Annotated in this window: 24 protein-coding genes; 18 read left to right on the forward strand and 6 right to left on the reverse strand. The window is 34.9% G+C overall.

What is annotated here, in order from left to right:
• Nucleotides 1–27 precede the first annotated feature (27 nt).
• A complete protein-coding gene (locus BCR24_RS11380) occupies nt 28–2,250 on the reverse strand; it encodes an ATP-binding cassette domain-containing protein (RefSeq protein ID WP_157804672.1) in 2,223 nt (740 codons plus the stop codon).
• Between the two features lie 103 nt (nt 2,251–2,353).
• Here BCR24_RS11380 and BCR24_RS11385 point away from each other — a divergent pair, with 103 nt between their 5' ends.
• The 5 genes from BCR24_RS11385 (at nt 2,354) to BCR24_RS11405 (ending at nt 6,795) form a co-directional block, all read left to right on the forward strand.
• A complete protein-coding gene (locus BCR24_RS11385; RefSeq protein ID WP_069640642.1) occupies nt 2,354–3,259 on the forward strand; it encodes a helix-turn-helix transcriptional regulator in 906 nt (301 codons plus the stop codon).
• 70 nt (nt 3,260–3,329) lie between these two features.
• Entirely contained in the window at nt 3,330–3,605 is a 276-nt protein-coding gene (locus tag BCR24_RS11390; protein WP_083244389.1) for a hypothetical protein, read from the forward strand.
• A gap of 459 nt (nt 3,606–4,064) precedes the next feature.
• Nucleotides 4,065–5,264: an MFS transporter gene (locus BCR24_RS11395; RefSeq protein ID WP_069640643.1), complete on the forward strand. Its 1,200-nt coding sequence runs from the start codon at nt 4,065–4,067 to the stop codon at nt 5,262–5,264.
• A gap of 46 nt (nt 5,265–5,310) precedes the next feature.
• Nucleotides 5,311–6,480, forward strand: coding sequence for an amidohydrolase (locus BCR24_RS11400; protein WP_069640644.1), 1,170 nt, complete (start codon nt 5,311–5,313; stop codon nt 6,478–6,480).
• Between the two features lie 66 nt (nt 6,481–6,546).
• Nucleotides 6,547–6,795, forward strand: a complete 249-nt coding sequence (locus BCR24_RS11405) for a hypothetical protein (protein ID WP_069640645.1) — start codon at nt 6,547–6,549, stop codon at nt 6,793–6,795.
• Between the two features lie 154 nt (nt 6,796–6,949).
• On the opposite strand, the gene BCR24_RS11410 is transcribed toward BCR24_RS11405, so the two are convergent.
• A complete protein-coding gene (locus BCR24_RS11410) occupies nt 6,950–7,312 on the reverse strand; it encodes a winged helix-turn-helix transcriptional regulator (protein ID WP_069640646.1) in 363 nt (120 codons plus the stop codon).
• 98 nt (nt 7,313–7,410) lie between these two features.
• Between BCR24_RS11410 and BCR24_RS11415 the strand changes: the two genes are divergently transcribed.
• The 3 genes from BCR24_RS11415 to BCR24_RS11425 all read left to right on the forward strand — a co-directional run bounded on the left by BCR24_RS11415 (nt 7,411) and on the right by BCR24_RS11425 (nt 8,733).
• A complete protein-coding gene (locus BCR24_RS11415) occupies nt 7,411–7,761 on the forward strand; it encodes a YrdB family protein (protein WP_069640647.1) in 351 nt (116 codons plus the stop codon).
• Between the two features lie 100 nt (nt 7,762–7,861).
• Entirely contained in the window at nt 7,862–8,218 is a 357-nt protein-coding gene (locus BCR24_RS11420; RefSeq protein ID WP_069640648.1) for a DUF2200 domain-containing protein, read from the forward strand.
• A 266-nt stretch (nt 8,219–8,484) separates the two neighbouring features.
• A complete protein-coding gene (locus BCR24_RS11425; RefSeq protein WP_069640649.1) occupies nt 8,485–8,733 on the forward strand; it encodes a helix-turn-helix transcriptional regulator in 249 nt (82 codons plus the stop codon).
• A gap of 745 nt (nt 8,734–9,478) precedes the next feature.
• On the opposite strand, the gene BCR24_RS11430 is transcribed toward BCR24_RS11425, so the two are convergent.
• Nucleotides 9,479–9,826 carry a hypothetical protein gene (locus tag BCR24_RS11430; protein ID WP_069640650.1) on the reverse strand — a complete coding sequence of 116 codons (348 nt, stop codon included), beginning with the start codon at nt 9,824–9,826 and terminating at the stop codon, nt 9,479–9,481.
• Between the two features lie 375 nt (nt 9,827–10,201).
• On the opposite strand from BCR24_RS11430, the gene BCR24_RS11435 reads away from it, so the two are divergent.
• Genes BCR24_RS11435 through BCR24_RS11450 form a run of 4 tightly spaced genes read left to right on the forward strand, consistent with a single transcriptional unit; the run spans nt 10,202 to nt 13,505 of the window.
• Nucleotides 10,202–11,116 carry a phosphate/phosphite/phosphonate ABC transporter substrate-binding protein gene (locus tag BCR24_RS11435; RefSeq protein ID WP_239574262.1) on the forward strand — a complete coding sequence of 305 codons (915 nt, stop codon included), beginning with the start codon at nt 10,202–10,204 and terminating at the stop codon, nt 11,114–11,116.
• The gene (gene phnC, locus BCR24_RS11440) at nt 11,116–11,928 is read left to right on the forward strand and encodes a phosphonate ABC transporter ATP-binding protein (protein WP_069640651.1); all 813 of its coding nucleotides are present in this window, start codon (nt 11,116–11,118) and stop codon (nt 11,926–11,928) included. Before BCR24_RS11435 ends, phnC begins: the two co-directional genes overlap by 1 nt.
• Entirely contained in the window at nt 11,921–12,712 is a 792-nt protein-coding gene (gene phnE, locus BCR24_RS11445) for a phosphonate ABC transporter, permease protein PhnE (RefSeq protein WP_069640652.1), read from the forward strand. Before phnC ends, phnE begins: the two co-directional genes overlap by 8 nt.
• 13 nt (nt 12,713–12,725) lie before the next feature.
• Nucleotides 12,726–13,505, forward strand: a complete 780-nt coding sequence (locus tag BCR24_RS11450; RefSeq protein ID WP_069640653.1) for a PhnE/PtxC family ABC transporter permease — start codon at nt 12,726–12,728, stop codon at nt 13,503–13,505.
• 830 nt (nt 13,506–14,335) lie between these two features.
• Here the strand turns inward: BCR24_RS11450 and BCR24_RS11455 are convergent.
• The 3 genes from BCR24_RS11455 to BCR24_RS11465 all read right to left on the reverse strand — a co-directional run bounded on the left by BCR24_RS11455 (nt 14,336) and on the right by BCR24_RS11465 (nt 17,852).
• Complete coding sequence (locus tag BCR24_RS11455) at nt 14,336–15,133, reverse strand: TraX family protein (RefSeq protein ID WP_069640654.1); 798 nt, start codon at nt 15,131–15,133, stop codon at nt 14,336–14,338.
• A gap of 576 nt (nt 15,134–15,709) precedes the next feature.
• Complete coding sequence (locus BCR24_RS11460; protein ID WP_069640655.1) at nt 15,710–16,270, reverse strand: hypothetical protein; 561 nt, start codon at nt 16,268–16,270, stop codon at nt 15,710–15,712.
• Nucleotides 16,271–16,412: 142 nt separating this feature from the next.
• Nucleotides 16,413–17,852 (reverse strand): AcpB/EbpR/MafR family transcriptional regulator, encoded by a 1,440-nt coding sequence (locus BCR24_RS11465; protein ID WP_069640656.1) that lies wholly within the window; start codon nt 17,850–17,852, stop codon nt 16,413–16,415.
• Nucleotides 17,853–18,125: 273 nt separating this feature from the next.
• Between BCR24_RS11465 and BCR24_RS11470 the strand changes: the two genes are divergently transcribed.
• From BCR24_RS11470 to BCR24_RS11495, 6 genes are all read left to right on the forward strand, one after another.
• Nucleotides 18,126–18,815 (forward strand): winged helix-turn-helix domain-containing protein, encoded by a 690-nt coding sequence (locus BCR24_RS11470; RefSeq protein ID WP_069640657.1) that lies wholly within the window; start codon nt 18,126–18,128, stop codon nt 18,813–18,815.
• Between the two features lie 62 nt (nt 18,816–18,877).
• The gene (locus BCR24_RS11475; protein WP_069640658.1) at nt 18,878–21,322 is read left to right on the forward strand and encodes a lectin-like domain-containing protein; all 2,445 of its coding nucleotides are present in this window, start codon (nt 18,878–18,880) and stop codon (nt 21,320–21,322) included.
• A 215-nt stretch (nt 21,323–21,537) separates the two neighbouring features.
• Nucleotides 21,538–23,994, forward strand: a complete 2,457-nt coding sequence (locus BCR24_RS11480; RefSeq protein WP_069640659.1) for a lectin-like domain-containing protein — start codon at nt 21,538–21,540, stop codon at nt 23,992–23,994.
• Nucleotides 23,995–24,010: 16 nt separating this feature from the next.
• Nucleotides 24,011–24,361: an LPXTG cell wall anchor domain-containing protein gene (locus tag BCR24_RS11485; RefSeq protein WP_069640660.1), complete on the forward strand. Its 351-nt coding sequence runs from the start codon at nt 24,011–24,013 to the stop codon at nt 24,359–24,361.
• Nucleotide 24,362: 1 nt separating this feature from the next.
• Nucleotides 24,363–25,154, forward strand: a complete 792-nt coding sequence (locus tag BCR24_RS11490) for a WxL domain-containing protein (RefSeq protein WP_069640661.1) — start codon at nt 24,363–24,365, stop codon at nt 25,152–25,154.
• Nucleotides 25,155–25,182: 28 nt separating this feature from the next.
• The gene (locus BCR24_RS11495; RefSeq protein WP_069640662.1) at nt 25,183–25,959 is read left to right on the forward strand and encodes a WxL domain-containing protein; all 777 of its coding nucleotides are present in this window, start codon (nt 25,183–25,185) and stop codon (nt 25,957–25,959) included.
• Nucleotides 25,960–25,977 lie beyond the last annotated feature (18 nt).

Consider the following 25,977-nt stretch of genomic DNA (forward strand, 5'->3'; position numbering starts at 1 on the left):
CAGCTTTTCGGTTTTTTCTAATGAGAATTATAGAAATTTTCCAGTGATTGATGTGCTACAATTTACAGCCTGAAGCGGAAGACCTTCAAAGATGATCTGGCCCCCTTTTTTTCCGGAACCTGGTCCAAACTCAATCATCCAATCTGCGAGGCGAATCAACTCTGTATTGTGCTCAATGACTAAAAGTGTGTTGCCCTTTTGAAGTAAGGTATCAAAAACATTGAGTAACGCTTGAACGTCTTGCCTACTCAGTCCTGTTGTTGGCTCATCTAAAATGATATACTTGTTTTCACATTCAAGATGACATGCTAATTTCAAACGTTGTAATTCTCCACCAGACAAGGTATCTAGCGTTTGCCCCAATGTGAGATAACCTAAACCAATCGCACGCAGCCAACCGAACTGTTTCGAAATGTTCGGTTGATTTGCAAAAAAAGCACAACCATCTTCAATAGATAGTGCAAGTAATTCTACGATGTTTTTTCCTCTATAAGTATAAGCTAAGACATCTTGGTGGTACTTCGTTCCTTGACAGGCTTCACAAGTACTGCGGATTGGATCGAGAAAAGCCAGTTCTGTTTCAATAAATCCTTTCCCTTTACACGTAGGACAAGCGCCTTTACCATTGAAACTAAAATAACTTGCCGCAATATGATTTTTTTGACTATATAGTTTACGAATCTGATCAAACAAGCCGATAAATGAAACCACAGTCGACCGGCGACTAGTACGTAGACTTTTTTGTGTAACGTAAAAAATGTCTTCCTCATATTTTTCCTGCACAGCGCGAGCAAATGAACTTTTTCCAGAGCCTGCCACTCCTGTGATAGCAATTAACTGTTGCTCAGGTAAGGCTACTGAAAGATGGTCCACATTATTCTTTGAAATATTTTCTGCTAAAAAAAACGTATCTGTCAAAGTAGTTTGGCTATTTCGCATCAATGGTTGTTGTTCTTTTTGCTTTTGTGACCATTGCTCATAATTACTAACACTGACTAGTTCTCCGCCATATCGACCAGCTTTAGGTCCTAATTCAAAAACGGTATCCGCCAACTCTATCATAGCAAGATCATGATCAATCAATAACACTGTATTCCCCTTTTCTTTGATTGCTCGAATCAATTGACCGATTGTTCCTATGTCTTTTGGATGTAAGCCTACACTGGGTTCATCTAAAATATACATCAGGTCGGTCAAACTACTGCCAATGGAACGAATCAATTTGATTCGTTGTGATTCACCACCAGAAAGTGTACCTGTTTCTCGCGCCAAACTGAGATAATCTAAACCGACCTGACAAAGATAATCTAACTGTTGCAAAACAGTTTGGACGATTTGTTTAATCCCTTCTTCTGTTAAACTACGCAAAAATCCACGTAATTCACCTAATTGCATCGCCAAACATTCACCAAGATGGACGCCGTTGATTTTACAAGATAAAGCCTGCTGATTTAAACGATAGCCTTGACAGGTAGGGCATTGTTTCTGTGTTGTCACACGTTGAACTTCTGGTAAATAACGACGATAACTTTTTGAAGGATTCTCAATAAAGGTCTGAGTGATCCGCGGAATCAATCCTTGATAAGTCGCTGATTTGTACCAACCTGAACGTGGCTTAGGAGGTTTGAATTCTTCTGAATATAACAACAAGGATAGCTCTTTTTTTGTGAAATCTTTCAAGCACTTATCATTATCGAACAATCCTGAATCGACATAACGTTTCCAACGATAACTACCAGGCTCAAAAGTAGGAAAACAAATCGCACCATCATTTAAGGAGCATTTATAATCAAGTAACTCATTTAAATGAAATTCAGTAACAACGCCTAAACCCGAGCAGGATTTGCACATACCGGTAGGACTATTAAAAGAGAACAGATCTGAAAAACCAACAAACGGCTGACCAAACCGAGAAAATAGTAAACGTAAGGTGGGGTTGATATCGGTTGCTGTGCCAATTGTTGAACGCCGATTTTCTCCTAAAGCTTTTTGATTGACAATCACAGCAGGTGAAAGCTGTTGAATTGAGTCAACAATGGGTGCTTCTAAATGAGGCATTCGATTGCGGATATAGCTTGGATACGTATCATTCATTTGGCGCTGCGCTTCAGCCGCGATGGTATTAAAAACCAGTGAAGATTTTCCAGAACCAGAAACACCGACAAAAGCATTGATGTTGTGTTTATTGATTGTGAGATCGATATTCTTTAAATTCCTAGTGCGAGCGCCGCGAATTTTGATTTGACTCATGTTCATTCCTCCTTTACCATAAGTATAAACATTTAATATGACATAATTTGTCAGTTTATAGAAAGAAGTGAGAAGAATAAAAAAAGAAGCGCTCTTATATAATATGTTATGGTATATTCAAAACAAAAAAGAATTTACCGCACAAGAATTGGCTGATCAGTTCCAGTTATCCGTCCGTAGTATATATCGGTATATTTCTGATCTAGCTGATTTAGGTTTGTATATTGAATCAAAGAAAGGTCGAAATGGCGGATTTAGTGTATTAGAAAATCAGATTTTACCCCCTGTTCTTTTCACCGAAAATGAACTGTTTTCGTTGTATTTTGCAATCCAGTCGTTGGCGGATTATGGTGACTTCCCTTTTAAGGTCAATACGATTACAGCAAGAGAAAAGTTAGTAGAAGTTGTCTCAAAAAGTGTGCAACAAAAACTACTTAAACTGTCCGATCATTTTCGAATTGCAGTACCGAAACAAGCTGTTTCTACGCCCTATCTAAATGAACTGATCACAGCAGCTTTAGATTATCAAGTGGTTCGAATCGAGTACCATTCAATTAAAAAGGTTTCTAAAAAAACGATAGAACCAATCGGAATTTATGCTAGTAATGGACTTTGGTATTTATTTGCTTTGGATCAGACAATAAAGGAAGCAAGGCATTTTCGTATTGATCGCATTAAGAAGCTGGAAATTACGGAAGAATATTTTGACCCTTCTATTCGGCTAAAAGAAATCGAAACCGAATACCTACCGCAAAAACCATTGAAACTTGTGGCGCATTTGAGTGACAAAGGAGCAAAACAATGTTTAGAAAACCGTTATTTACACAGTGGTGTTCAAAAAAATGAAACGGGCGGATCAGAGCTTTCAATGTCTATCAGTCAATCAGATATTGAATTTACAGCAGAATTTTTTCTGTTATTAGGAAAAGAAGCGCAGGTAAAAGAACCAGCAGAACTTGTAATGTTGCTTAAAGAAAAAATAGAAGAATTACGTAAACTCTATAACTAAAGGAGGAGCTGGAATTTAACGATACAGATAGAATAAAAAAGATTATGGACTAGTAAAGGAAAGTCTAGGTATGTTTGGTGTTATAATAAAAGTAAAAGGAATGATTTTCATGGACCCACTATTAAATAGTCTAATTGCTGTGATTTTACTTGCGTATCCAATCCTGTCTATCCCTTCAATTGTTAAATCAAAACGAGACAAGGGAAAATTTTTTTCTGACTCTCGTTTTTTTATTCCTAAGCGTGTTGGCTACGGCATTGGGATAAATATGCATAATATTTATGGTTTTTTTACATTACTTTTTATTGGGGTATTATTTTTAGCTTTAGGCTGGTTTAGAATTTAAATAAACGAAAAGCCAATCACCAAACGTATTTAAGAAACAAATTCTTGTTCTTAGCGGATTGTTCTGTTTCATAGAATTGTTAGTTTGTTTCATTTTACTTATTGTTCATACATTCTTTTTTTAATTTTAAACACATGCTTTTCTCATTTTTTTCTTTTTTTTTAGTGGATAATAGATTATACTATAAGGATAATAATTATCTTTTTAGACCTAAGCTCGTTTGAATTTTTTTCTGTAACGAGTTAGGAACTCTGATGAAGCTATATGTTGGAGTTGAACATTGTCGTTCAGAGGAACCAAAACGAGCCCTTATCGCTTTTATTATTATCTAGCTATATGGGCTAAGTTCTCGGAAAAAAGATAAAAATTGAATGCGACAAAAAAGCGTCACAGTCAATTTTTCCTATTTTTCAGAGGAACCAAAACGAGACCTTATCGCTTTTATATGAAGGAGGACACATGGAGAAAAAGGAAACAAAGAAAACTGGGTTGTTACTAGTTGCATTATTTTTAGGGTATACTATGGTTTATATTGATAAGCTTTCGGTGGGGTATTCACTGATTCCAATTTCAACAGAATTTGGGTTAGAGCCTGCGGCAAAAGGGATGATCATGAGTGCTTTTTTCTTAGGATATGCTATTATGCAGATTCCGATGGGCTTAGTGATCAATAAGGTTGGTTCACGAATTGTTTTAATAGGTTCTGTGTTAGGAATGGGCTTATTTTCATTCTTATTTGGATTTGGCACCTCATTAATTATGTTTATGTCGGTGCGTTTTTTAACGGGATTCTTGGCACACTCAGGTTATGCTTCGTCTGCTAGTAAAGAAGTCACGATGAATTTTCCACCTGAAAAGCGCACCTTTGCGCAAGGAATCTTACTTTCTTCTTCTGGAGTAGCAGGGTTTATCGGACCATTAGCTTTATCACCGATCATTACTAATGCAGGATGGAAAAATGCGTATCTGATTTTAACCGTATTAGCTGTTGTGATTGCTATTTTCTTAATTATCGCTATACCTAGAAATGAAAAAAAACAAGAAAAAGCAGAAGCTATTGCAACAAAAACAGATAAAATTTCAATTTTAGTGATTTGGTCTGATATACGGGTTTGGATTTTATTTTTAAGTTCATTTTTCATCAACTGTTTATTATATGGACTTTCAAGTTGGGTGCCTAGTTTCTTGACTGGAGAACGTGGGTTGGACTTAAATGGTGCGGCTGTAATCAGCAGTGTTGGTGGGTTGTTTATGTTGATTGGCTCAATCGGCGGTAGTTATGTTGTCGGACGTTTTTTCCAACATAAGGAAAAAGCAGTTGTGGCGATTACAGCTATTTTAGGCACATTTTCTGCATTTGGGTCCTATTATATTGGAAACCTGGTCTTACTATCGATCGTTATGGGCTTAGCGAATTTCTTTTTAATTATTTCATTTGTCACTATGATGAGTATTCCATTACGAATTTTCGAAGGAGCTAAATTTGCTCCAAGTTATGGGACACTTGCAACAGGAGGGATTCTTGGTGGATTTGTTTCACCAACGCTGATTGGAAAATTAGTTGAATTGTCTAATGGGCAATACATTTCAACCTTTATTTTCTTTTTAGTTGTCGGCTTGTTGACAGCTGTGACGATAATGTTTATCAAACAAAAATAAGCGATCTAGTTATATAGACTCGTTTTAAAATGAAGGAGGAAATACAATGACAACTATTCAAGAACAAATGCCTCAGGCAGATATGGTAAAATGGCGGAGACATTTGCATCGCCATCCAGAATTATCCTTTCATGAAGTGGAAACAGCGAAATATATTCAAAAGGTACTAGCGGATTTCCCAAATTTAGAAGTTAGCTCGCTAACCGAAAATAGCGTGATCGCCGTATTAAAAGGCGATAAGCCAGGTAAAACGATTGCTTTAAGAGCGGATATTGATGCGTTGCCAATCGAGGAAGAGGCAGATGTAGATTTCCCATCTGAAAATCCAGGTGTGATGCATGCTTGTGGCCATGATACACATACTGCCATGCTATTAGGTGCAGTTAAGGTATTGAGCACAATGCAAGACAAAATTGCTGGAACGGTGAAATTTATTTTCCAACCAGCTGAAGAAGAGCCACCAGGTGGGGCAAAATTATTAGTTGAAGCGGGTGTAATGGATGATGTAGATATGGTTTTTGGTCTGCATATTGCACCGAATATTCCAGTGGGGATGATCGGGACAAGAAAAGGCGCAGCAAGTGCAGCGTCGGATGTCTTTACATTGAAAATCCAAGGGAAAGGCTCACATGGTTCAACTCCTGATCTTTCTGTTGATCCCATTATGATCGGAGTAGAAATCATTAATAATTTGAATAATATTGTTTCAAGAAATATAAGTCCATTTGATAATGCAGTTATTTCAATCGGTGAGTTTAATGCGGGGAAAACAGCAAATGTTATTCCTGATACAGCCCAAATTCAAGGGACTGTTCGGACGAATAATAAAGAGGTTCGCTCATTCATCCAAAAGCGGATTGAAGCAATCATTGATAATGTCTGCAAGATGTATGATGCAACATATGATCTAGATTATTTACTTGGTTATAGCGAGGTAAACAATGATAGTGACGCGACAGATTTAGTCATAGCTGCAGCTGAAAAGGTTGTTGGCAAAGAGCGAATGTTTGAAGCACCTAAAATGATGGGTGGGGAAGATTTTTCTGCGTATACTGACGTTAAGCCAGTTTCATTCTTTATTTTAGGTGGTGGAACAGCAGCAGAAGGCTGCGGCTATATGAATCATCATCCAAAATTCAAAATTATGGAAGAATGTTTCTCAGTGGGTTCAGCGATGCATGCTCAAATTATTTTAGATATTTTAGGACAAAAATAATCAGAAGAGAACCTTAACGAATCGGTTAAGGTTCTCTTTCTAGTTAAGGAAGAGAGAGGGCACTTCATGCAGATAATCATCATTGGAGTCTTGCTATTTTTCTGTCTAATCTTAATAATAGATAAAAATAAGAATAAACAAAAAAATAGAAATATCCAGACAAAACCAGCTAAAAAAGTTCTTTCTTTAGATGAAAAAATCGAACAAGAAAAAAAGGTTGAGGTTCAGCAAGTAACTTCTTTAGTGACACAAATAAAAAAACAAAAGGTAAGTGAACTTCTCTTCGTATTAAATCAGGTGCAGCAAAAAAAATGAATGCATTTCCTATAAATACGAAAATTTAATAATGTTTTAATAAGCAGCTTCCATAAAACAACTTCTTGAAAATCAGGTAAATAGAAAATTTAAATTCAGCGAAAGATGAACTTTTACAAAAATGATGACTTACGACAATAAGTAGGTCGTCTTTTTATTTTTGCCTCAGTTCTAAAATAGCCCTGTTTTCCTCACACCAATTTCCAATTACTTCATAAACAGGCAGAAGGCTCCTTCCAAGTTCTGTAAGTAAATACTCTACTCTAGGTACAATTTCATCGTGTTCTGTCCTATAAATAAGCCCGTCTTTTTCTAAATCTTTCAATTGAGCTGATAGTATTTTATGACTGATTTCAGGAAGTTTTCTTTTTAGCTGCCCATATCTAATGTTATAGTTTCCACTTAAGTGATAAATGATCTGTATTTTCCATTTGCCGCCTATCATAGTTAACAATTTTTCTATGTTTTCAAAACCATAATCTTCAACGGTACATTTATCTTCTTTTTCTGATTTCAAATCTCAACCTCCACTAGGTACTTACTTTTTTGTGCGTAATTGTTTTATTTATCTTATTATTATATACTCAAACCAGTTAAGAATAAAAGGAGAACGTAATGAATTTAATTAAAAACAGTAATATCGCAATTGCATTTTTACTGGAAATATTTGCTATATTTATTTTAGGATATTGGGGATTTACTCTTCAATCTAATAAAATTATACGTATTACAGTCGGTTTGTTAGCACCTATATTAATGATTGTTATTTGGAGCATTTGGTGTGCTCCATCTTCAAGTCATCGCCTTGATGGTTTGCGGCTTGTAGCGTTAAAATGTTTAATTTTTGGAATTGTGGCATATTGCTTACTTAGTATGAATAGAACTTCTGTAGCAATTGTTTTTGGTGCTATTGTTGTCATTAACCTTGGACTTAGTAGTTATTTTGGAACACTTTATTCTTACTAATATGTATAATTTACGTTTAATAAGGTATTTTACTGAATATGTTTTAAATAGCGGTATAATAAATAAAATAGTGAAACAACCAATAAAGGATGGAAAGCGAATGGAAGCGAAAAAGCCTAAAATAGTTACAATGTCTTTTGCTAGTGTCTATGTATTATATAATCAAAAAGTAGAACGAAAAGGAAAAACGAAAGCAGAAGTGGATGAAATTATTTGCTGGTTAACAGGATATGATGAAGCTGGGTTACAAAAGCAGATCGATGATAAGGTTGATTTTGTAACGTTTTTTGAAGAAGCTCCAGCAATCAATCCTAATGTTTCTTTGATCAAAGGCGTGATCTGTGGGTATCGTGTGGAAGATATCGAAGACGAACTGATGCAAAAAATTCGTTATATGGATAAGCTGATAGACGAATTAGCAAAAGGGAAAGCCATGGAGAAGATTTTGAGAAAATAGCCGAGAAACTTCAAAAAGAGCTTGCTCAATTTAACTTATGTAATCATTATATTATGTGAGGGGAATTGGGCTATTTTTTTATAAATAAGTCTAAAAAATGAGACAAACCTACCAATATAGTAAAAGGTAACATCAAAATTGCTTTTTAAATCATTTCTAGTATGTGATATTTAAGATATCTTAGACAAATAGTATAGACATGAAGAAAGTCTTTTTTTACTATTGTTGAGGAAATAGTTTATTTGGTGAAGGTAGGTTGACAGGTAATGAGGATCGGTAACTTATTAAAAAGAAGCAGAGAAGAAAAAAGATTGACACAACAGCAAGTAGCGAAAAAATTTCATGTAACAAGACAAACGGTTTCGCGTTGGGAAAATGATCTATCGTATCCTAATATCGATACGTTAGTCGAATTAAGCTTCTTTTTTGATTTTTCTCTGGATCAGATTTTAAAAGGAGAGGAGCTTGCTGGAAGTATAATAGATGAACAACAGGATGAGAATTTCAGCGGATAGCGAAAAAAATCTGGATACATAAGGAGGGACTATGAATCAAGAGTCCCTCCATTGGTGTGATAAAAATTAAGTGTGTTCCTTCCTAAAGTTCTTTTCTATCGTTCTATTGTTCGTTATTAGTACACTTATAAGGCATTTCATTATATTAGCAATGATCGAGCTTAAATAGCATAGCGAAGCTTCAAAAACCACATTTAATTCATTTTATAACTGAAAACGATCGATTAGTCCGAGCTAAATACCCTCGTTAATAGTGAAATAATATAAAATAACAAAATGTTACTACCTTATTTGTTGAATAAAAATCATAAAGTCTATTCTAAGGAAGTTGAGGAAGTCATATTGAAGGTCATTCAGGCAAAGTAAAGTTAGTGTTTATTTGAGTGCAGAAAAATAGCTAAGTGAATGAGTTGAAAAAAGCCGTTAAGTTGAGACGGCTTTTTTAATATTATAGCCAGAGGTGTATAAAGAAATAAATAAATTTTACTAAAATGGTGTTATTTTACCTTTTTTACAAATTAGTTGTTGATAAGATTGTATTGTAAATCTAAAATTTTGGAATAAGTTTTATAATGGCAGGAAGCATTACAGATGAAGGGATTGTCAATGACCTTACGAATCAATTTACTAGTAGCCTATCAGATATTTTGTTTATAGATAATCGGTCTATCAAATCCAAACACTCGTTTATCATCATTAAACAGTTCCTCTTTTATGACCAACGCTTCATCAGATAGTTCTTGCTTCAAAATAAACGCTGTTTTTTCGTAAATATATTATGTGATTCACCAATAAACGTACCCTCATGTTCCTTATAATGCAATGGAACAAATTTGTCAGATTCTGAGAGATCAGAAAAATCAATGTCTTTTAGCGTATCAAATTTCGCGTTCATTAATTCTTTTGGCACAATGATCGATTTTAACACCCCATCGAAATCCTTTGGACGATTCACAATCAGATCATTTAAAAGCATATTGTTGTGTATTGCAACGGGAAACTTCTCTTGTTCTTCTTCTGACAGAGAATGAAACTGCTCACTATTATCGAAACGTCCACTTAACAGTTGAATAACTCTCTTCAAATTTTCCATATCGCTCACTCAGCTTTCTTTATAGTTGCCGTTATAGAATCATTACTTCTTTTCCATTTTATCAAAAAATTGAAAGAGAAAAAAGAGACGAGAAAATAATCATTAGTAAAATGATTAAGACACAAAAAATAAATAGAAAGAAAGCTACTCTCTCACTTTACAAATTCTTCCTTTGAAAAGCTCGATACGTCTCATTTATAGCATAACGGTCGTTCTATTTTTAAGTTGAAATCTTGTCATCCGTACTTAAAATCCACAGATTCCATACCATTTCTTAACATCAATTAACTTATAATTTACATAAAAGTGCGGATAAATTTACATTCAATGGGTAGTATTATCAGTGTAATAACAAAAAGGAGGAAGAAAATCAACATGAAAAAGAACGTTCTATTTGGACTCACACTATTGGCCTCAATTGGATTCATGACTGCCTGCGGATCAAACAAAACGGTTTCTGCTAAAGCAGATGGTATGCCAGAAAAGATAACGATTGTCACGATGCCAGATGAAAATAATCCTGAAGCTGGCGGTAAAAATAAAAAATTTCAAGAAGATATGAGTAAAGCATTAGGCATTGAAGTGGATGTAATGGAAGGGGCAGATTACGCAGTAGGGATCGAAGCGATGAAAAATGAAAAGCTAGATATATTGTTAGTATCCCCTATGAGCTATTATCAAGCCAAAGAACGCGTAGAAATAGAACCAATCGTTACAACATCATCCGCCGGAAAAGAAGCTTATCGTACGGTTTTTATCACAAAAAACGACAATGATAAAATTAACAATTTGAAAGATTTGAAAGGAAGTAATTTCGCTTTTGTTGATCCCGCTTCCTCTTCTGGTTATCTCTATCCAAAGTATGAATTGGTCAAAGAACTTGATTTAGAACAGGAAAAAGTCGAAGAACCAAATTATTTCTTTAAAACAGTAGCCTACTCTGGCAAACACGATTCAAGTGTCATGGGGGTTGCTAAAGGAGATTATGAAGCGGCCGCAGTTGCTGCACAAGTCTTACAATCTATGGATGATGCAGGATTAGTCAAAAAAGATAAGCTAAAAATCATTGGTGAAACGCAAGAAATTCCTAATGCAGCATACGTTATGAGAAAAGATTTACCAGAAGAATTGAAGAAAAAAATCAAAGATTTCTATTTGAACTATGATGATAAAGAATACTTTAAAGCTTTTTACAAAGACGATTCGGTGAAGTTTGTTGAGGCTCATGACACAGACTATGAATCGATCAAAGAGATGATGAAGGTCTTGGAAATAGAGGGAGAAAAATAATGACATTAGTAGAAATTAAAAATGTTAGCAAAGAATACAAAACGGGGCAAAAAGCATTAAATGATATTTCACTTTCAATCAATAAAGGTGAATTTGTTGTTGTTATCGGTCCATCTGGAGCAGGAAAATCAACACTGATTCGTGTAATCAATCAATTAGTTTCTCCAAGTTCGGGAGCTGTTTTGTTTCAGCAACAAAATATCACGACAGCAAAAGGAAAGAAGTTAAGAAAATTACGTTCACATATCGGGATGATTTTTCAGCATTACAATTTAGTGGAGAGAACAAATGTGCTGAAAAATGTACTTCATGGAAAACTAGGACAGGTCTCTTTTTTTACAAGTGCATTTGGTCGATACACACAAGAAGATCGGCAAATAGCGATGGAATTATTAGCACAAGTTGGGTTACTGGATCAAGCCTATAAACGTGCAGATGAACTCTCAGGAGGACAGATGCAGCGAGTGGGTATTTGCCGAGCGTTGATGCAAAATCCTGCACTGATTTTGGCAGATGAACCGATTGCCTCTCTTGACCCAAAATCATCAGAGATCGTGATGACTCAATTAAAAGAGATAACCGAGTCAAGAAATATGACAACGATTGTCAATTTACATCAAGTTGATATTGCTAAAAAGTATGCAACGCGCATTATTGGCGTAAAAAAAGGGGAAATTGTATTTGATGGAACGCCAGCCGAGTTGACAGAAGAAAAAATCGAACAGCTTTATAACAACGAGGCTATTCCAGCTATAAATATGGAAAATCCTACTATGATCCTAGCACAACAAGAGGAACATGCGTATGGATAATCTAGGATCAATCGCCTTAGCGCATCAAAAAAGTTTGAAAAAACGCGTAACAGTTGCATTGTTAAGCGTTATCGGAATATATTCCTTCGTTTATTTGCAAGTAGATCCTATAACACCGCTTTTGACTTTACCTAACGTTTTTCTATTTTTTGGTGAAAATTTTTTCCCGCCAAACTTCAATGGTTTTTCTAGCTATATCACATTGATTGTGCAAACGTTGCTATTTGCGGTAGTAGGAACCTATATTTCCGCAGTCTTATCTTTTGTTTTTGGATTGCTAATGGCTGAATCAATCAATCCGATTGCACCATTAAGAATTGCTGTTCGATTTATTGTCTCATTTATTAGGAACATCCCCATATTGGTCTGGGCCTCGTTGTTAGTCTACATCTTTGGGATTGGAAACATGGTTGGATTAATTGCGTTGATTCTTGCAACATTTGGTTTTTTGACGCGTTCATATGCAGAAGAAATGAATAATATTGCAGATAGTAAATTAGAAGCATTAAAAGCAACTGGGGCAACACCTGCACAATTACTTGTTCATGGAATTATTCCTGCTTTTTTCCCTGCCTGGATCAATTGGACATTCTTCTCATTTGAAATCAACATTCGGGCATCAAGTATTTTAGGGATGGTAGGTGCTGGAGGGATTGGTATCATGATTCAAACGAATATTCGTTTGTTTAAATATCAAGAAGCAATGGCGCTAATTATCATTTTAGTCATACTAGTATTGCTAACGGAATTTTGTGTAAATAAACTTAGAAAGTGGATATTATAGGGGGAATGGGCGAATGAATAGAATTCCTTTAGTAAAGCCAAAAGATAAAATAAGAAACCTTGTGATTTGGGTAGTTGCTATCTTATTATTTGGGATTAGTGCATCATTATTAGATTTAGACATGGGAACTTTTTTATCGAGATTGGGTCAATCTGGTGAGGTGATTCGTCATTTTTTAACACTGGATATTTCAGATATTGGGACAATCTTGAGTGAATTAGTGCTATCTTTATCAATGGCCGTAGCTTCACTGATCTTAGGGGCAATCTTATCCTTTACAGTTGCTTGCGTGGGTGCTGATAACATTGCGCCAGCACATTTTCTGTCAGTAGGTATAAAAGCAGTCATATCCATTATCAGGGCGATTCCAGCACTTGTGTGGATCTTAATGATTGTCGCAAGTTTAGGTTTTGGACCACTATCTGGTGTTATTGGAATGATGTTTCCAACAGTCGGTTACTTAACAAAATCATTTATCAGCAGTATAGAAGAAATTCCAGTTCAGGTCATTGAGACCATGCGATCAACAGGAGCGAATTGGTTTCAATTGATACAAGAAGGCATTTTACCGAATGTATCAAAATCTTTCCTTAATTGGTTAGCGATTCGTCTTGAAGGAAACGTGGCTGAATCAATATCACTTGGAATGGTTGGAGCAGGAGGAATTGGCACACTACTGACACGAGCAATTGGTGGTTATCAGTATGGAAAAATCACGTTTATCTTTTTGGTGATTTTTGGCACGATGTTCACAATAGAAATGCTTGTGACAAGAGTCAAAAGAGCAATTTAAAGAAAAGGGGACAAAGCATGTATTATCAACGATTGCCTTTAGAAACAACCTATAATACGAGAGATTTAGGTGGTATACCAACTATAGATAGTTGATGCGGCGTCATCAGCTGATTGCTGTCAGATGGTGAAGTGCCTTATTACTTTGCACCACTACATTCCACTTCGATCTCATCAATTTCTAAGAGCTAAAGCTCCAAGAATTGAAGGACTACGACTGACCAAAAGGTAGAGTGAATGAGGTGAACGAAATGAATGTTGTCTCCTTGTGTTATATCTATCATTGATTATTTGCTTTACTTTGAATGAACCCTTTTTTTTTTAGATTTGCAGAACAGAAAAAAACGATATCAGATAACATCACCCAATATCGTTCACAGTAGTTCAAAGAATCATCTACCACTTTTTCGAAGTAAGCCAAAAAGCATCCAAGAAAGCTATAGAAAATAGGCAAACTTTAGGTACAATAAAAGAAGCTAGTGCTTTTATGCTAGCAATTGGCAACTTGTTTGGGCAGGTGGTACTGTCTTTACAAGGCTTCAAATGCTTGGTTGCTGCCAGTCTTTGAAGTACTAATTTATTTTATATTCTAATTTGAACAGTTCATGCCAACATGAGCTGTTTTTTAGTGCACATCACAGTGATTACTTGAAGAGCAAATGATGCGCACTATTTGGCAACCGAAGAGAGAGAAGTTCACTCGTTCTATTCTACCCCTTAAGTATGTCCGAAAAGAATACGAACATGCAACATAATTTTTCTTACGAATACCATTAAATAACACTAAAAATTGCTCCCTTATATATAAAGAAAAATAATAAAAAAATTCTTTCAAGATACGTAATTTATCAAAACAAAGAATGCAATATGAAGCGGGTAGTATATATAGAAAAAATACTTATTCGGTCCATTTCCACGTTGTCCATTATAGAATAAAATAAATAATGGAAGTAGGAGAGCAGACCACATTGAGCCAGACAAACCATTACTTAAGAGGTCAATAATAGAATTAGGTAAAACAAAAAGTAGTGCGATTAAAAGAATAATTTTCTTATTATTTCTGAAAATATGAAATAGTAATCCCATCAGTGGCAGGATCGGAGCACCTTCAACAACTACAGGAACGATATCCATTCCAATTTTCAAGTACATTGGATTACTTACCGAACTCATCCAAAAAAGAGAACTTAGAAGTAACACTAGCAAACAAATAAGAAGAATTGCAATGATTCGTTTCTTTTCTTTGAAATGCTTTACAATAGAATCGTACAAGTACATGGCCAAAACTGCTTGAAAAATTCCTCCAAAAATATTCATAAATAGCAAATTTTCATAGTCTACGCTTAAATTTAATAAATGAGTTAATAAGAATTTAACAAGAGACATTCCCCAAAATCCAAGTAATAAAGTAAATAAATATTTTTGTTTATTACGCGTATAATAATACCCCTCTGAACTTAGAAAAATAAATAAAGGAGCAACTGCTGGACCGGCAAACAATACCAAAAAATTAAGCCAAGGTATGTGTTCAAGGTTAGGGTAAAACAATAGATCTAGATGGTTGATAGTCATTAAAACAATTCCTATTATTTTTAATTGGTTTCCTGATAAACCTTTCGTTGTGTTCATTTTAATCATCTCCTCAAAATTTATAAATTAATCTTACTATACAAAGCGAAAATAGTAACTTCCACTTTAGAAAGGTTACATTACTAAAATGTAATATGTGTGTGATTTAACACAAAGTTGCATCCATGGTATTTTTTCAGTCCGTAATATCTCATAGCATAATATATAAACAATCTCAATCTGTAAAAAGGATAGTAAAAATTTTTGCTGATTTTTACAATTTTAGGAACTTTTGTTTTAACCTTTTTTGTTTTCTAAAATTGTATTTTATCTAAATACCCGTTAGACAAATAGCAAAACAGTATAAGTAGCTTATTAATAATGGCTACTTACACCGTTTGTTTCAAATTCAAAATCTGTAAAGCAGTTTCGTACAGATAAAAAACAAATGAAACAATAGAGGAGGGATGAGCGAAAATGATTGATCATGATGGGATAGAAGTTTCTAATACAGAGCAATAAGAAATGATTACTTCTATCGTTTATTCGAATTACAAATGACGTAAAGACTCATTCCCCACCTTAAATCAGCTATTATTGATTACTTAACTATTATTTCTTATTCAAGGCTATTTTCTAGTTCTTGCTTAGAATCCGTTTATAGATGATCGGTCTATCAAACCCAAACACTCGCTTATTGCCATTAAACATTTCCTCTTTTATGACCAACGCTTCATCAGATAGTTCTTGCTTTAAAATAAACGCTGTTTTCTTCGTAAACATACTGTGTGATTCGCCAATAAACGTCCCCTCATGTTCCTTATAGTGCAATGGAACAAATTTATCCGATACTGAAAGAACCGTAAAATCAATTTCATTTAGTTCATTAAATTTAGTGTTTATTAATTCTTTTGGCACAGTGATCGATTTTAACACAACATCGCCAGATTCATCCGTTGAAAAAAGAAAAATATCTGATTTGAATTTCTCCTTATTATTCAACGTATAGTAACTTTCTTCATGCAAAAATACCCCATCGAATTCTTTTGGACGATTCACAATCAAGCCATTTAGAATAGTATTATTGTGTATGGCAAAGGGAAACGTCTGTTGTTCTTCTTCCGATAGAGAGTGAAACTGCTCACTATTATCGAAACGTCCAGTTAACATTTGAATAACTTTCCTAAAATTTTTCATACTGCTCACTCAGCTTTCTTTTCAATTGGTAATTAAAGTACAATCGCTTCTTTTCTATTTTATCAAAAAAAAATAGAAAAAAGCGACTCAAAAATAATAAATAGATATTAATACGATTTTCAGTTCGCTAAAAAATGATCAACTAGCTTAAATAGCGACGAAGTTCTTTTGCTAAATTCATCCATTCCATTTCACCAGGGATTGACGATATTTGAATTGATTTGATATTAGAAAGGTCTTCAGGAATTGCAAAATTAGCAACAACAATATCAATATGTAGAAATCGAATTAAATTTTCAGTGACCGGTTGGTTTATTATAAAGTGGATTTGAACCTCTTTAGGTGCTACAGATGCTGCAATATTCTTTAGGTATTCTGAAATTATTGGAGTACTAGATATGGCAAATAAAATAATATGATCTCTTTTCAAATTAGTTTCTGTCAATAAAGTTAACGAAGTGGCTATATCCTGTTTGAAATGAAAATCAGAGTATTTTTCTAGATAATATAACCAATTTTCATATGTTTTGGGGTATTCATGTATAGCGATATTTTTTAAATCCTGTTGTTCCGTTTGAAAAAGAGGAGAAAATTTGCTTAACATGTCTAAATTAGACAAATAAGATTTTAAAATCAGATTGAGTTCAACGTTTGCGGAAAAATTATAATGTAAATCCTTGAAGAAGTTATCAACTATCGTATTAAAGGTTTTTAACATCGGTAACAAATCATCGAGAATGTAAAAAGAATCTTTTCCATAAACAACAGAATTTATAGCAATGATGTAAAGATAGATAATTTCAGAATCAGATAAATCAGTATAAAGAGTATCGTTTCTTGAAACCCAATCAATGGCGCTATGAATCGATTTGAAACCAGCATGAGTGCTATAGGTTGAAATAAGGGAACTGTCAAAAGAGACCTGGTTATTTTGAGCAATTCTATTGCGAGAAATTTTGATTAACTGAGCGAATCTATAGTAATCAATAGTCAATATCTGTTTATAATTGTCTCTAATATAGTTTAAAAAATTGTCTATTAGTTTAAAATCTGCATCTGTAAATGTATTCATCCAATTTCTGTGGTTATTGTTAAAATAATGAAAAAAGAAGTGGCGAATATCTATTTCATTTCCGATAAGTTCAAATGGGTTCGTATTTAACGTTAAATGATAATCAGCTAATACATCTTTCAATAAATCAATATGTTTTCTTAAGGCTGACTGAGAGATAAAGTGATTTTCAGCAAAAGTTGCAACCTTTTCTTTTTTTCCTTCATAGAGTGAATCCACTAATATAAAAATAGGATTATGTTGTATTAAATCATACATGTACGTTTGGATAGCTTTGGGTGAAGCTATTTTCCTGATGGACCAATTACTAGATTTGGTTAGTTCCACAGTTGAAGAAAGAGCATTTTCAATGGATAAAAAATCTTGTTGTAATGTTTTAATGGATACATCGTAATTCTTTTGTAAATCAAAAACAGATATAGGTTCATTTGAGTCTATTAATAAAGATAAAATATGTAGCTTACGTTTTAGGATGTTATCAAATATTAATCTTTTTTCTATCTCATTCATTTAATTTATCACTCCTTATTTGCATTATAATGCAAAATTTATCTTGAACATGTTCTAAAAATTCTAAATTGCAGAAAGAAATAAAGCGAATAATACGCTCAATTATAATCTATGAGAAGTTATTCCCTCTCAAAATCGCTCTATATATATAGGAAGAAAAAGAAAAAATATTTTTTTTTTTTTTGCATTTTAAGCGAAAAAAAAAGAATTTCAAATAGAAATATTTGTTGTATATTCAATAAGGACAAAAAATAAAAGTAAGGATGAATAACAATGACATATAAATCTATTGCTATTACAGATAGAGAAGAGAGCCGATTAAAAGACATACTATCTTCTTTTGACTTATTAGATTTAACTTTTACTACAGAAACAAACATAGATATTTCTCACTTAGATGCAGACCTCATTATTATAGAAGAAATCAAAGCGATTAGTTCAATCAATATACTAAACATATTATTTGAACTGAGAAAGAATTTTTCTGGACTAATTTGGGTGCTATCAGCTAACTATGAAGAAAAAAATGAAATTTTATATTACAAAATGGGTGTCGATGGAATTTCATACAGTGATAGATCCTCTGAGTTGATCCAGTTACAAATTACAAGTGTACTTGAACGTAATTTCAAAAAAAGAGTAAATATTTCTAATATGAGTAAAAATAAAGTTCCTTCTTTAAATTTAAATCCAATAAATTTGAGCGTACATAAAGAAAATGGAGAAGAAATTTCACTGACCCGAAGTGAGTACAATATTTTGAGCTTATTAATGGAAAATCTCAATAGTACAGTTACTTATGAAGAAATATTGTCTTTAATCTGGAATGACGATAAAAGAAGCAATAAGTATAAAATCAGTAATCTGATTTTTCATTTACGAAGTAAAGTAGAGAGTGATTTGAAAAAACCAAAATATATAAAAACAGTTCGATCAAAAGGGTATATGTTGAAAAATTCGTAAGTTGTTCTATTTAGAGATAAGCCTTAAAAATAAACTGAAGTAGATAGGAGGTAGAATGAAAAATGACAGAAAAAAAACCTGGGTTACTTTTTTTGGGGATATTAGTTGGTTTTCTGTTTTTTCCAAACTATACAGAAGCTACAGAAGAAATTGATAGTGTACCCGTAGATACTATTTTTAAAGTCCCTCAAGGAGCAAACAGTTATGTAGATGGAAATGAAATTGTTATAACAGATAATACATCAAATCAAATTGGCAGTATCTATTCTACTGAAGAAAATAAGATAGATCTTTCAAAAGATTTTTATGCTGAAATGTATGTAAAAATTGATGGTAGTGGTGACGGAATGACGTTTGTAATGCATAATGATCAACCTAAAACCCAAAATTTTTCAGGTTTAACTGGTCAGGGTTTAGCGGTCTACGGATCGTATTGGTATTTACAGGGGGTTTATATGTTGATAGGACCATCCCAATTAAAAAAAAGTCTGGCTATTGAATTTGATACTTATTACAACTTCGGATATGATCGATTTTTAAATACAAATTTAGGTAATGGACACATCGCATACACGACTCCAGATAGTTATGATGGTTATGGATTTTATGCAGACAGAACGGTTGCATCAGTTAAACACAATGGAGTGCAATATCCTTCTTTTAAGCTTGGTGATGGTAAGTGGCGATTATTAACATTAAAATGGACTGCTTGGAATGCTAGTAATATTGGGAATTTAACGTATCAATACGAAGGATTAGAGCCTATTTCAGCATCAGTTCCTAAGTATACATTTGGTGGAACAGATAATGTTTATTGGGGATTCACTGGGTCAACAACTAATGTAACTGAAAAAGCAAGCGTTCGTTTTAAATCTTTACCAGGATTTGTAGATTACTCTGAAAATGTTGATTTCATTGATGCTGAAGGAAATAGCATTCAAAACATTACCCAAGATTCCGAGGTGACAGTTCACTATGTTGGTCAACATGTGGGAGGGAAACAAAACCTAATGGAACCAACTTATAAGTTCACTTTATCACCAAATCAAGAGTATCAACAAGGATCGTTTAAGCTCAATGGTGTTGCGGTTACACCAACATACGTTAATAATGAGTTGGAAATTCCTTTATCAAAAGACTTATCATCGACAGATAGTAAAGTTGATATCCAGTTTAAAGTAAAAGATAGTGAGGTGACCCAAGATACAGACTTAACACTGACAGCACATGTAAAAGCAAAAAATTTCCTGTCAGATAACGATTTCACATACAAAATAACCTACGACAAAGAAGCACCAACAGGAACAGGTAAATTAACATTTATTGATGCTGGTGATGAACAAGCACTTTCCAATGTAACAGATTACCGTCCATTTTTATCAGAATATCAAGATAACTACTCAGCAAAAGATAAAATCAGGGTTGAATTAAAACCTGGACAAGACATCGCTGCTTTAGTCAAAACAGTTGGTCCAAGTAGTGTTCAACTAACGCTTACCGATGAAAAAGGGAATGCACGTGATGTGACGGTTCCACTCTTTATTCAAAATCAGGATGTTGTCAAAAGTAGTCAGTACATTATCTATGGGAAAGACTTTAGTGTAAATTCAAGAAATTATCCTACAACAAATGCAGCATTGCGCTCTCTAATTTTTGAACAAACAGAGTTGAAATTATGGCAGTATGACGACGTATCTGTAACGGCAATGAATAATACTCAATTAAATCTATCAATGGATAAACTACCTCCAACGTCCAATACTGCTCAAGCAGGTGTCTATGAAGCAACCGCTTCTTATGGAAGCGGGACAGCTAAAGTAGCTAAGCCAGTTAAAGTGACGGTGATCCCAAGTATTGCGCCAGTATCGATTCAATTCGTAGATGAGAATAATCAACCTATTGTGGATGAAATTACGTTTGAATCAAATGTTGAAGAGTCGATTGACCTAACCAAAAACGAACAAGTCCTCGAAAAGCTTAAAGCGGTCAAAGCATTGAACTATGTTTTAGATGCGTCTCCTACAGATGAACAAAACCTGTTGGTCGTACCTGAAGGTGTCACACGAAAATATACGTTTAAAGGAACGCTATTTATTCAATCAGCACCTAAGACCATTAATTTTGGGGATCAAAATGTGAGTGCTTTTGATAAAACCTATGCCAATCCAGAGTATGATCAAGATTTAATCATATGGGATAATCGTCAAACGCTAGGCACATGGAAAATAACATTAAAACAATCACAAGATTTTAGTATCCCAGGAGAGCCATCTCAGAAATTGCCGGATGTGCTGAGCTATCAGATTTCAGGTGAAGAAAAACTGATTTCCACAGATGCTCAGGAAGTTTTTCGCTCCAAACACCAGTTCTCAGGGAAATATGATATTAGCGAAGAAACATGGGGACCAGAAAAACAAGGGCTGCGTCTGAACGTTCCGGTCGGTTCAGTGAAACAAATAGGGAAATATGAAACAACACTGACTTGGCAAATAGAAGAAGCTTATTGATAAAGTGTGCTTAAAAAATGAGCTGGGTAATAGATTGAAACAAATAAGTAATCAGTTTTTATCCCTGTTCACAAAATAATTTTAACCGTTGGATTTGATTTTTTATAAAGTAGAAACAACATTAGGATATACATCTCTTAGATTTATCCATAGTCAGCAATCTTTTAATCTCTTGAATATGGATGAATTAGAAGTAGAAAGGAGGTGAGAATAAAATGATAAGTAAAAAAAAGGTGTTGTTTTTTCTTGTAGCAACGATTGGTTTTCTGATTATGCCTAAGTATGCAGAAGCAGCTGAGGATATTATGAGTGTTTCGTTGGATAATATTTTTAAAGTACCTCAAGGTGCAAATAGTTACGTCGAAGGGAATAACGTTATCATTACCAATAACGAGAAGAGTCAGATAGGTAGTATTTTTTCTACGGATGACAACAAACTGGATTTGACGAAAGACTTTAACGCAGAAATGTGGATCAATATAGACGGGACAGCAGATGGTGTTACTTTTGTCATGCATAACGATTCAACTAAAACCACTAACTTTTATGGAAATGTTGGAGGGTGGTTGGCAGTGTACGGAACAGCTGTTACACCGTATGCTCCTCAAAAAGTAACGGGATCGCAACTTAGGAATAGTTTTGCTATAGAGTTTGATACTTGGTACAACGGTGTAAGTGGAGATAATTTTGATGGTAATGTAGATACAAACTCTGGAAAAGGCCATATTGCGTATACTTTTCCTGACAAGGCTTCTTCTTATGTGGCCCCATACTCTAGCAGCTATAAAACAATAAAGGTTAATCATCTTGGTTTACAGTACCCTAGTTTCTATCTTGGAGATGGGCAATGGCGATTGCTAAAAATTAAATGGAAAACTTGGGACTCAAATAACAATGGTCAGCTAACGTATCAATACGGGGACCTCGATCCTGTAACAGCAACGATTTCAAGAGATACATTTGGAGCGGATAGTGTTTATTGGGGATTTACTGGCTCAACAGGTGGAGAAGTTGAAAAAGCAATGGTTGCTTTCAAATCTGTGCCAGGGTTAGTAAATTATGAAGATAGTCTTACGTTTACAAATGCTAATGGAGACAAGATACAAAGTACTACTCAAAATTCTGAGATAACTGTCGATTATAGTGGCGAATATATGGGTGGTAAACAAAACATGCTACAGCCAACCTATACATTTTCTTTATCTCCTTATCAAAAGTATCAATACGGCACATTTAAGTTGAACGGTGTATCTGTAACACCAACTTATACGAACAATGAATTGAGTATTCCATTATCCAAAGACTTAACGGTAGAAGAGGGCAAAGTTGATATCCAGTTTAAAGTAAAAGATATCGGCGTGAGTCAAGATACCGATTTAACACTAACTACACATTTGAAAGCACAAAATTTCCTATCAGATAACGATTATACGTACAAATTAAACTATGACAAAGAAGCACCAACAGGAACAGGTAAACTAACGTTTATTGATGCAGATGATGCTAAAGCGATAGAAAATGCAACAGATTATCGTCCATTTTTATCAGAGTTTCAGGATGATTATACACCAAAAGATAATATCAAGATTGAACTGAAATCTGGACAAGACATCTCGACTCTAGTCAAAACAGTTGGTCCAAGTAGTTTCCAACTAACTCTTACCGATGAAAAAGGGAATGCACGTGATGTGACGATTCCACTCTTTATTCAAAATCAGGAGGTTGTCAAAAGTAGTCAGTACATTATCTACGGGAAAGACTTTAGTGTCGATTCAAAAGAGTATCCTACAACAGATGCGGCATTACGCTCCTTGATTTTAGAAAAAACTGAGTTGAAATTATGGCAGTATGACGACGTATCTGTAACGACAATGAATAATACTCAACTGAATCTTTCAATAGATAAACTACCTCTAACGTCAGCTTCTGCTCAGGGAGGCATCTATGAAGCAACCGCTTCTTATGGTAGCGGGACAGCTAAAGTAGATAAGCCAATTAATGTGACGGTGGTACCAAGTATTGCGCCAGTAACAATCCAATTTGTTGATGAAAATAATCAACCCATTGTGGACGAAATTACGTTTGAATCAACTGTTGCAGAGTCGATTGACTTAACTCAAAATGCACAAGTCCTCGAAAAGCTTAAAGCGGTCGAAGCGTTGAACTATGTTTTAGATACGCCTCCTGCAGATGAACAAAATCTGTTGATCGTACCTGAAGGTGTCACACGAAAATACACGTTTAAAGGAACACTATTTATTCAATCAGCACCTAGTAGCATTAATTTTGGGGATCAAAATGTGAGTGCCTTTGATAAAACCTATGCCAATCCAGAATATGATCAAGATTTAATCATATGGGACAATCGTCAAACGCTAGGTACTTGGAAAATCACGTTAAAACAATCACAAGATTTTAGTATCCCAGATGATCCATCGCAGAAATTGCCAGATGTGCTAAGTTATCAGACTGCTGGGGAAGAAAAAATGATTTCCACAGATGCTCAGGAAGTTTTTAGCTCCAAACACCAGTCCACAGGGAAATATGACATTAGTCAGGAAACATGGGGACCAGAAAAACAAGGGCTGCGTTTGAACGTTCCGGTCGGTTCAGTGAAACAAATAGGGAAATACGAAACGACACTGACTTGGCAAATAGAAGAAGCCTATTAATGGAGAGGAGACCACGATGAAAAAACAGCGAATGATTTGTTTTGTTCTAACTCCTTTAATTTTTCTTGCCGTGTCTTTCGGTACGATCAATGAGGCCACAGCTGAGGAGGGTGGACAAGTACAGACAAATGCAGGAATCGTCTTTAAGGAATCAGATTCCTCAACAGCTCAAACGAATGAATCAACACACAATGATTCTTCAAGTAATAAACTTCCAAACACTGGCAAGAAGCCGACAGGACGATTGCCAAATACTGGGGATTTAATAAAAGTTAGCATGCTCTTCACAGGAGGCGCACTTATCCTAATTGCGTTGATCGTCTTCTTTTGGAAGAAGCGAAAACGCGTAAAAAGGGAGTGTGAATAAGATGGGAAGAAAATTACTCATCTGCTGCTTACTGTTTCCCCTTCTGTTAATGACTCCAGTGACGAGTCAAGCAGAAGAGTCGAATTACTCTGGTGAAGGAACAATCCGATTTAGTGGGAAGCAACCATTACAAGTGATGGACCCTGAACATCCAGAAAAACCTGCTGATCCAGGGGGCAGCCCTCATACTGATAACCTATTGAGGATTGATTTTGTCCCTAAAATTACCTTTTCGGATGCAACGATGTCTGAACAGGATCAAACCTATTACGGAAATGCCCAACTTTTCAATGATGATACCGGAGCGAGAGGAAACTTTATTCAAGTATCCGATTTTAGAAACGACAGCCAAGGCTGGACTTTACAGTTAAAGCAAGAAACGCAGTTCCAGAATCAATCGGCGAAAAGCAAGGAGTTAAAAGGCGCAGTGCTGTCCTTTGACAAATCATGGGCAAACTCCATAAATGACCAAACAACCGCACCTACGGTTTCAAAAGAAGTGATTCGTCTTTCGAATATTGGTGAAGTCTATAACTTAGCTGAAGCCAAGCCGAAAAAAGGTGAGGGAACCTGGGCAATTGCCTTTGGAGCATCTGTTACGAATACCAATCAACAGGCAGATACATTAAGGCCTAAATTGGACGAAAAGAATAATCCAATCGTAGATCCAGCGTTTAATAATCAACCAATTTATGAGAATCAAGCAATTTCTTTATTCGTACCCGGTAAAACAGAAAAAGAGCCGGGCAACTACCAAACGGTGTTAACTTGGATTTTATCCGAGCTACCATAAATTATAAAAACTCTAGGAGGAAACACAAATGAAATTAACACACAAATTATGCGCAGCTACGCTATTAGCAGTATTAGGAGCAGCAGTAGCAGTGCCAAATGCAGTACAAGCAGCAGACGAACCAGCATCATGGAGCGGAAAAGGTTCAATCAACTTTGTAGAAGATACTGGGGTAGACCAACCGACAGATCCAACTGATCCAACAAAACCAGTTGATCCAGAAAATCCAATTGTCACTCCGCCAGTCAATCCAGCAACAGGACCATTAAAAGTGATTGCAGTAACGGATTTAGATTTTGGTACAGATAATAAAGTTACGCCAGCATCTGGAAGTGGTTGGGAATATTCAGCAAAAGCTGCTCAAATTGAATACAAAGACGGTACTAAAGTTGCTAGTCCAAATTTCGTTCAGTTTAAAGATACACGTGCAGATAACAAAGCAAATAAACACACAGTAACTGCTAAAGCAACTGCGTTCACAAATTCAGAAAATCAAGAGCTAAAAGCAGCGCAATTGAACTTTAGCAATGTGAAATTGGTTAATGGAGCCGATCAGAATCAAGTGAATGAAACTGGCGTTAAAGCAGTACAAACGGTTGAAACGGATGGTACAACACCTGCAACATTTGTGACACAAGATGCAGATGACAAAGGTTTTGGTCAATTTACCTTGCAATTCGGAGATACGGCAGATAATACGGCAGATGATTCAGTTAAATTATGGGTACCAGCCGAAGGGAATAAATTATCAACAAGCAGCAGCTATACTTCAACAATCACTTGGACAATTGCTGACGCACGATAATTCAAGTAAAAGATAAAA

Origin of the sequence: Enterococcus ureilyticus (genome assembly GCF_001730315.1) — a bacterium.
Taxonomy (GTDB): Bacteria; Bacillota; Bacilli; order Lactobacillales; family Enterococcaceae; genus Enterococcus_L; species Enterococcus_L ureilyticus.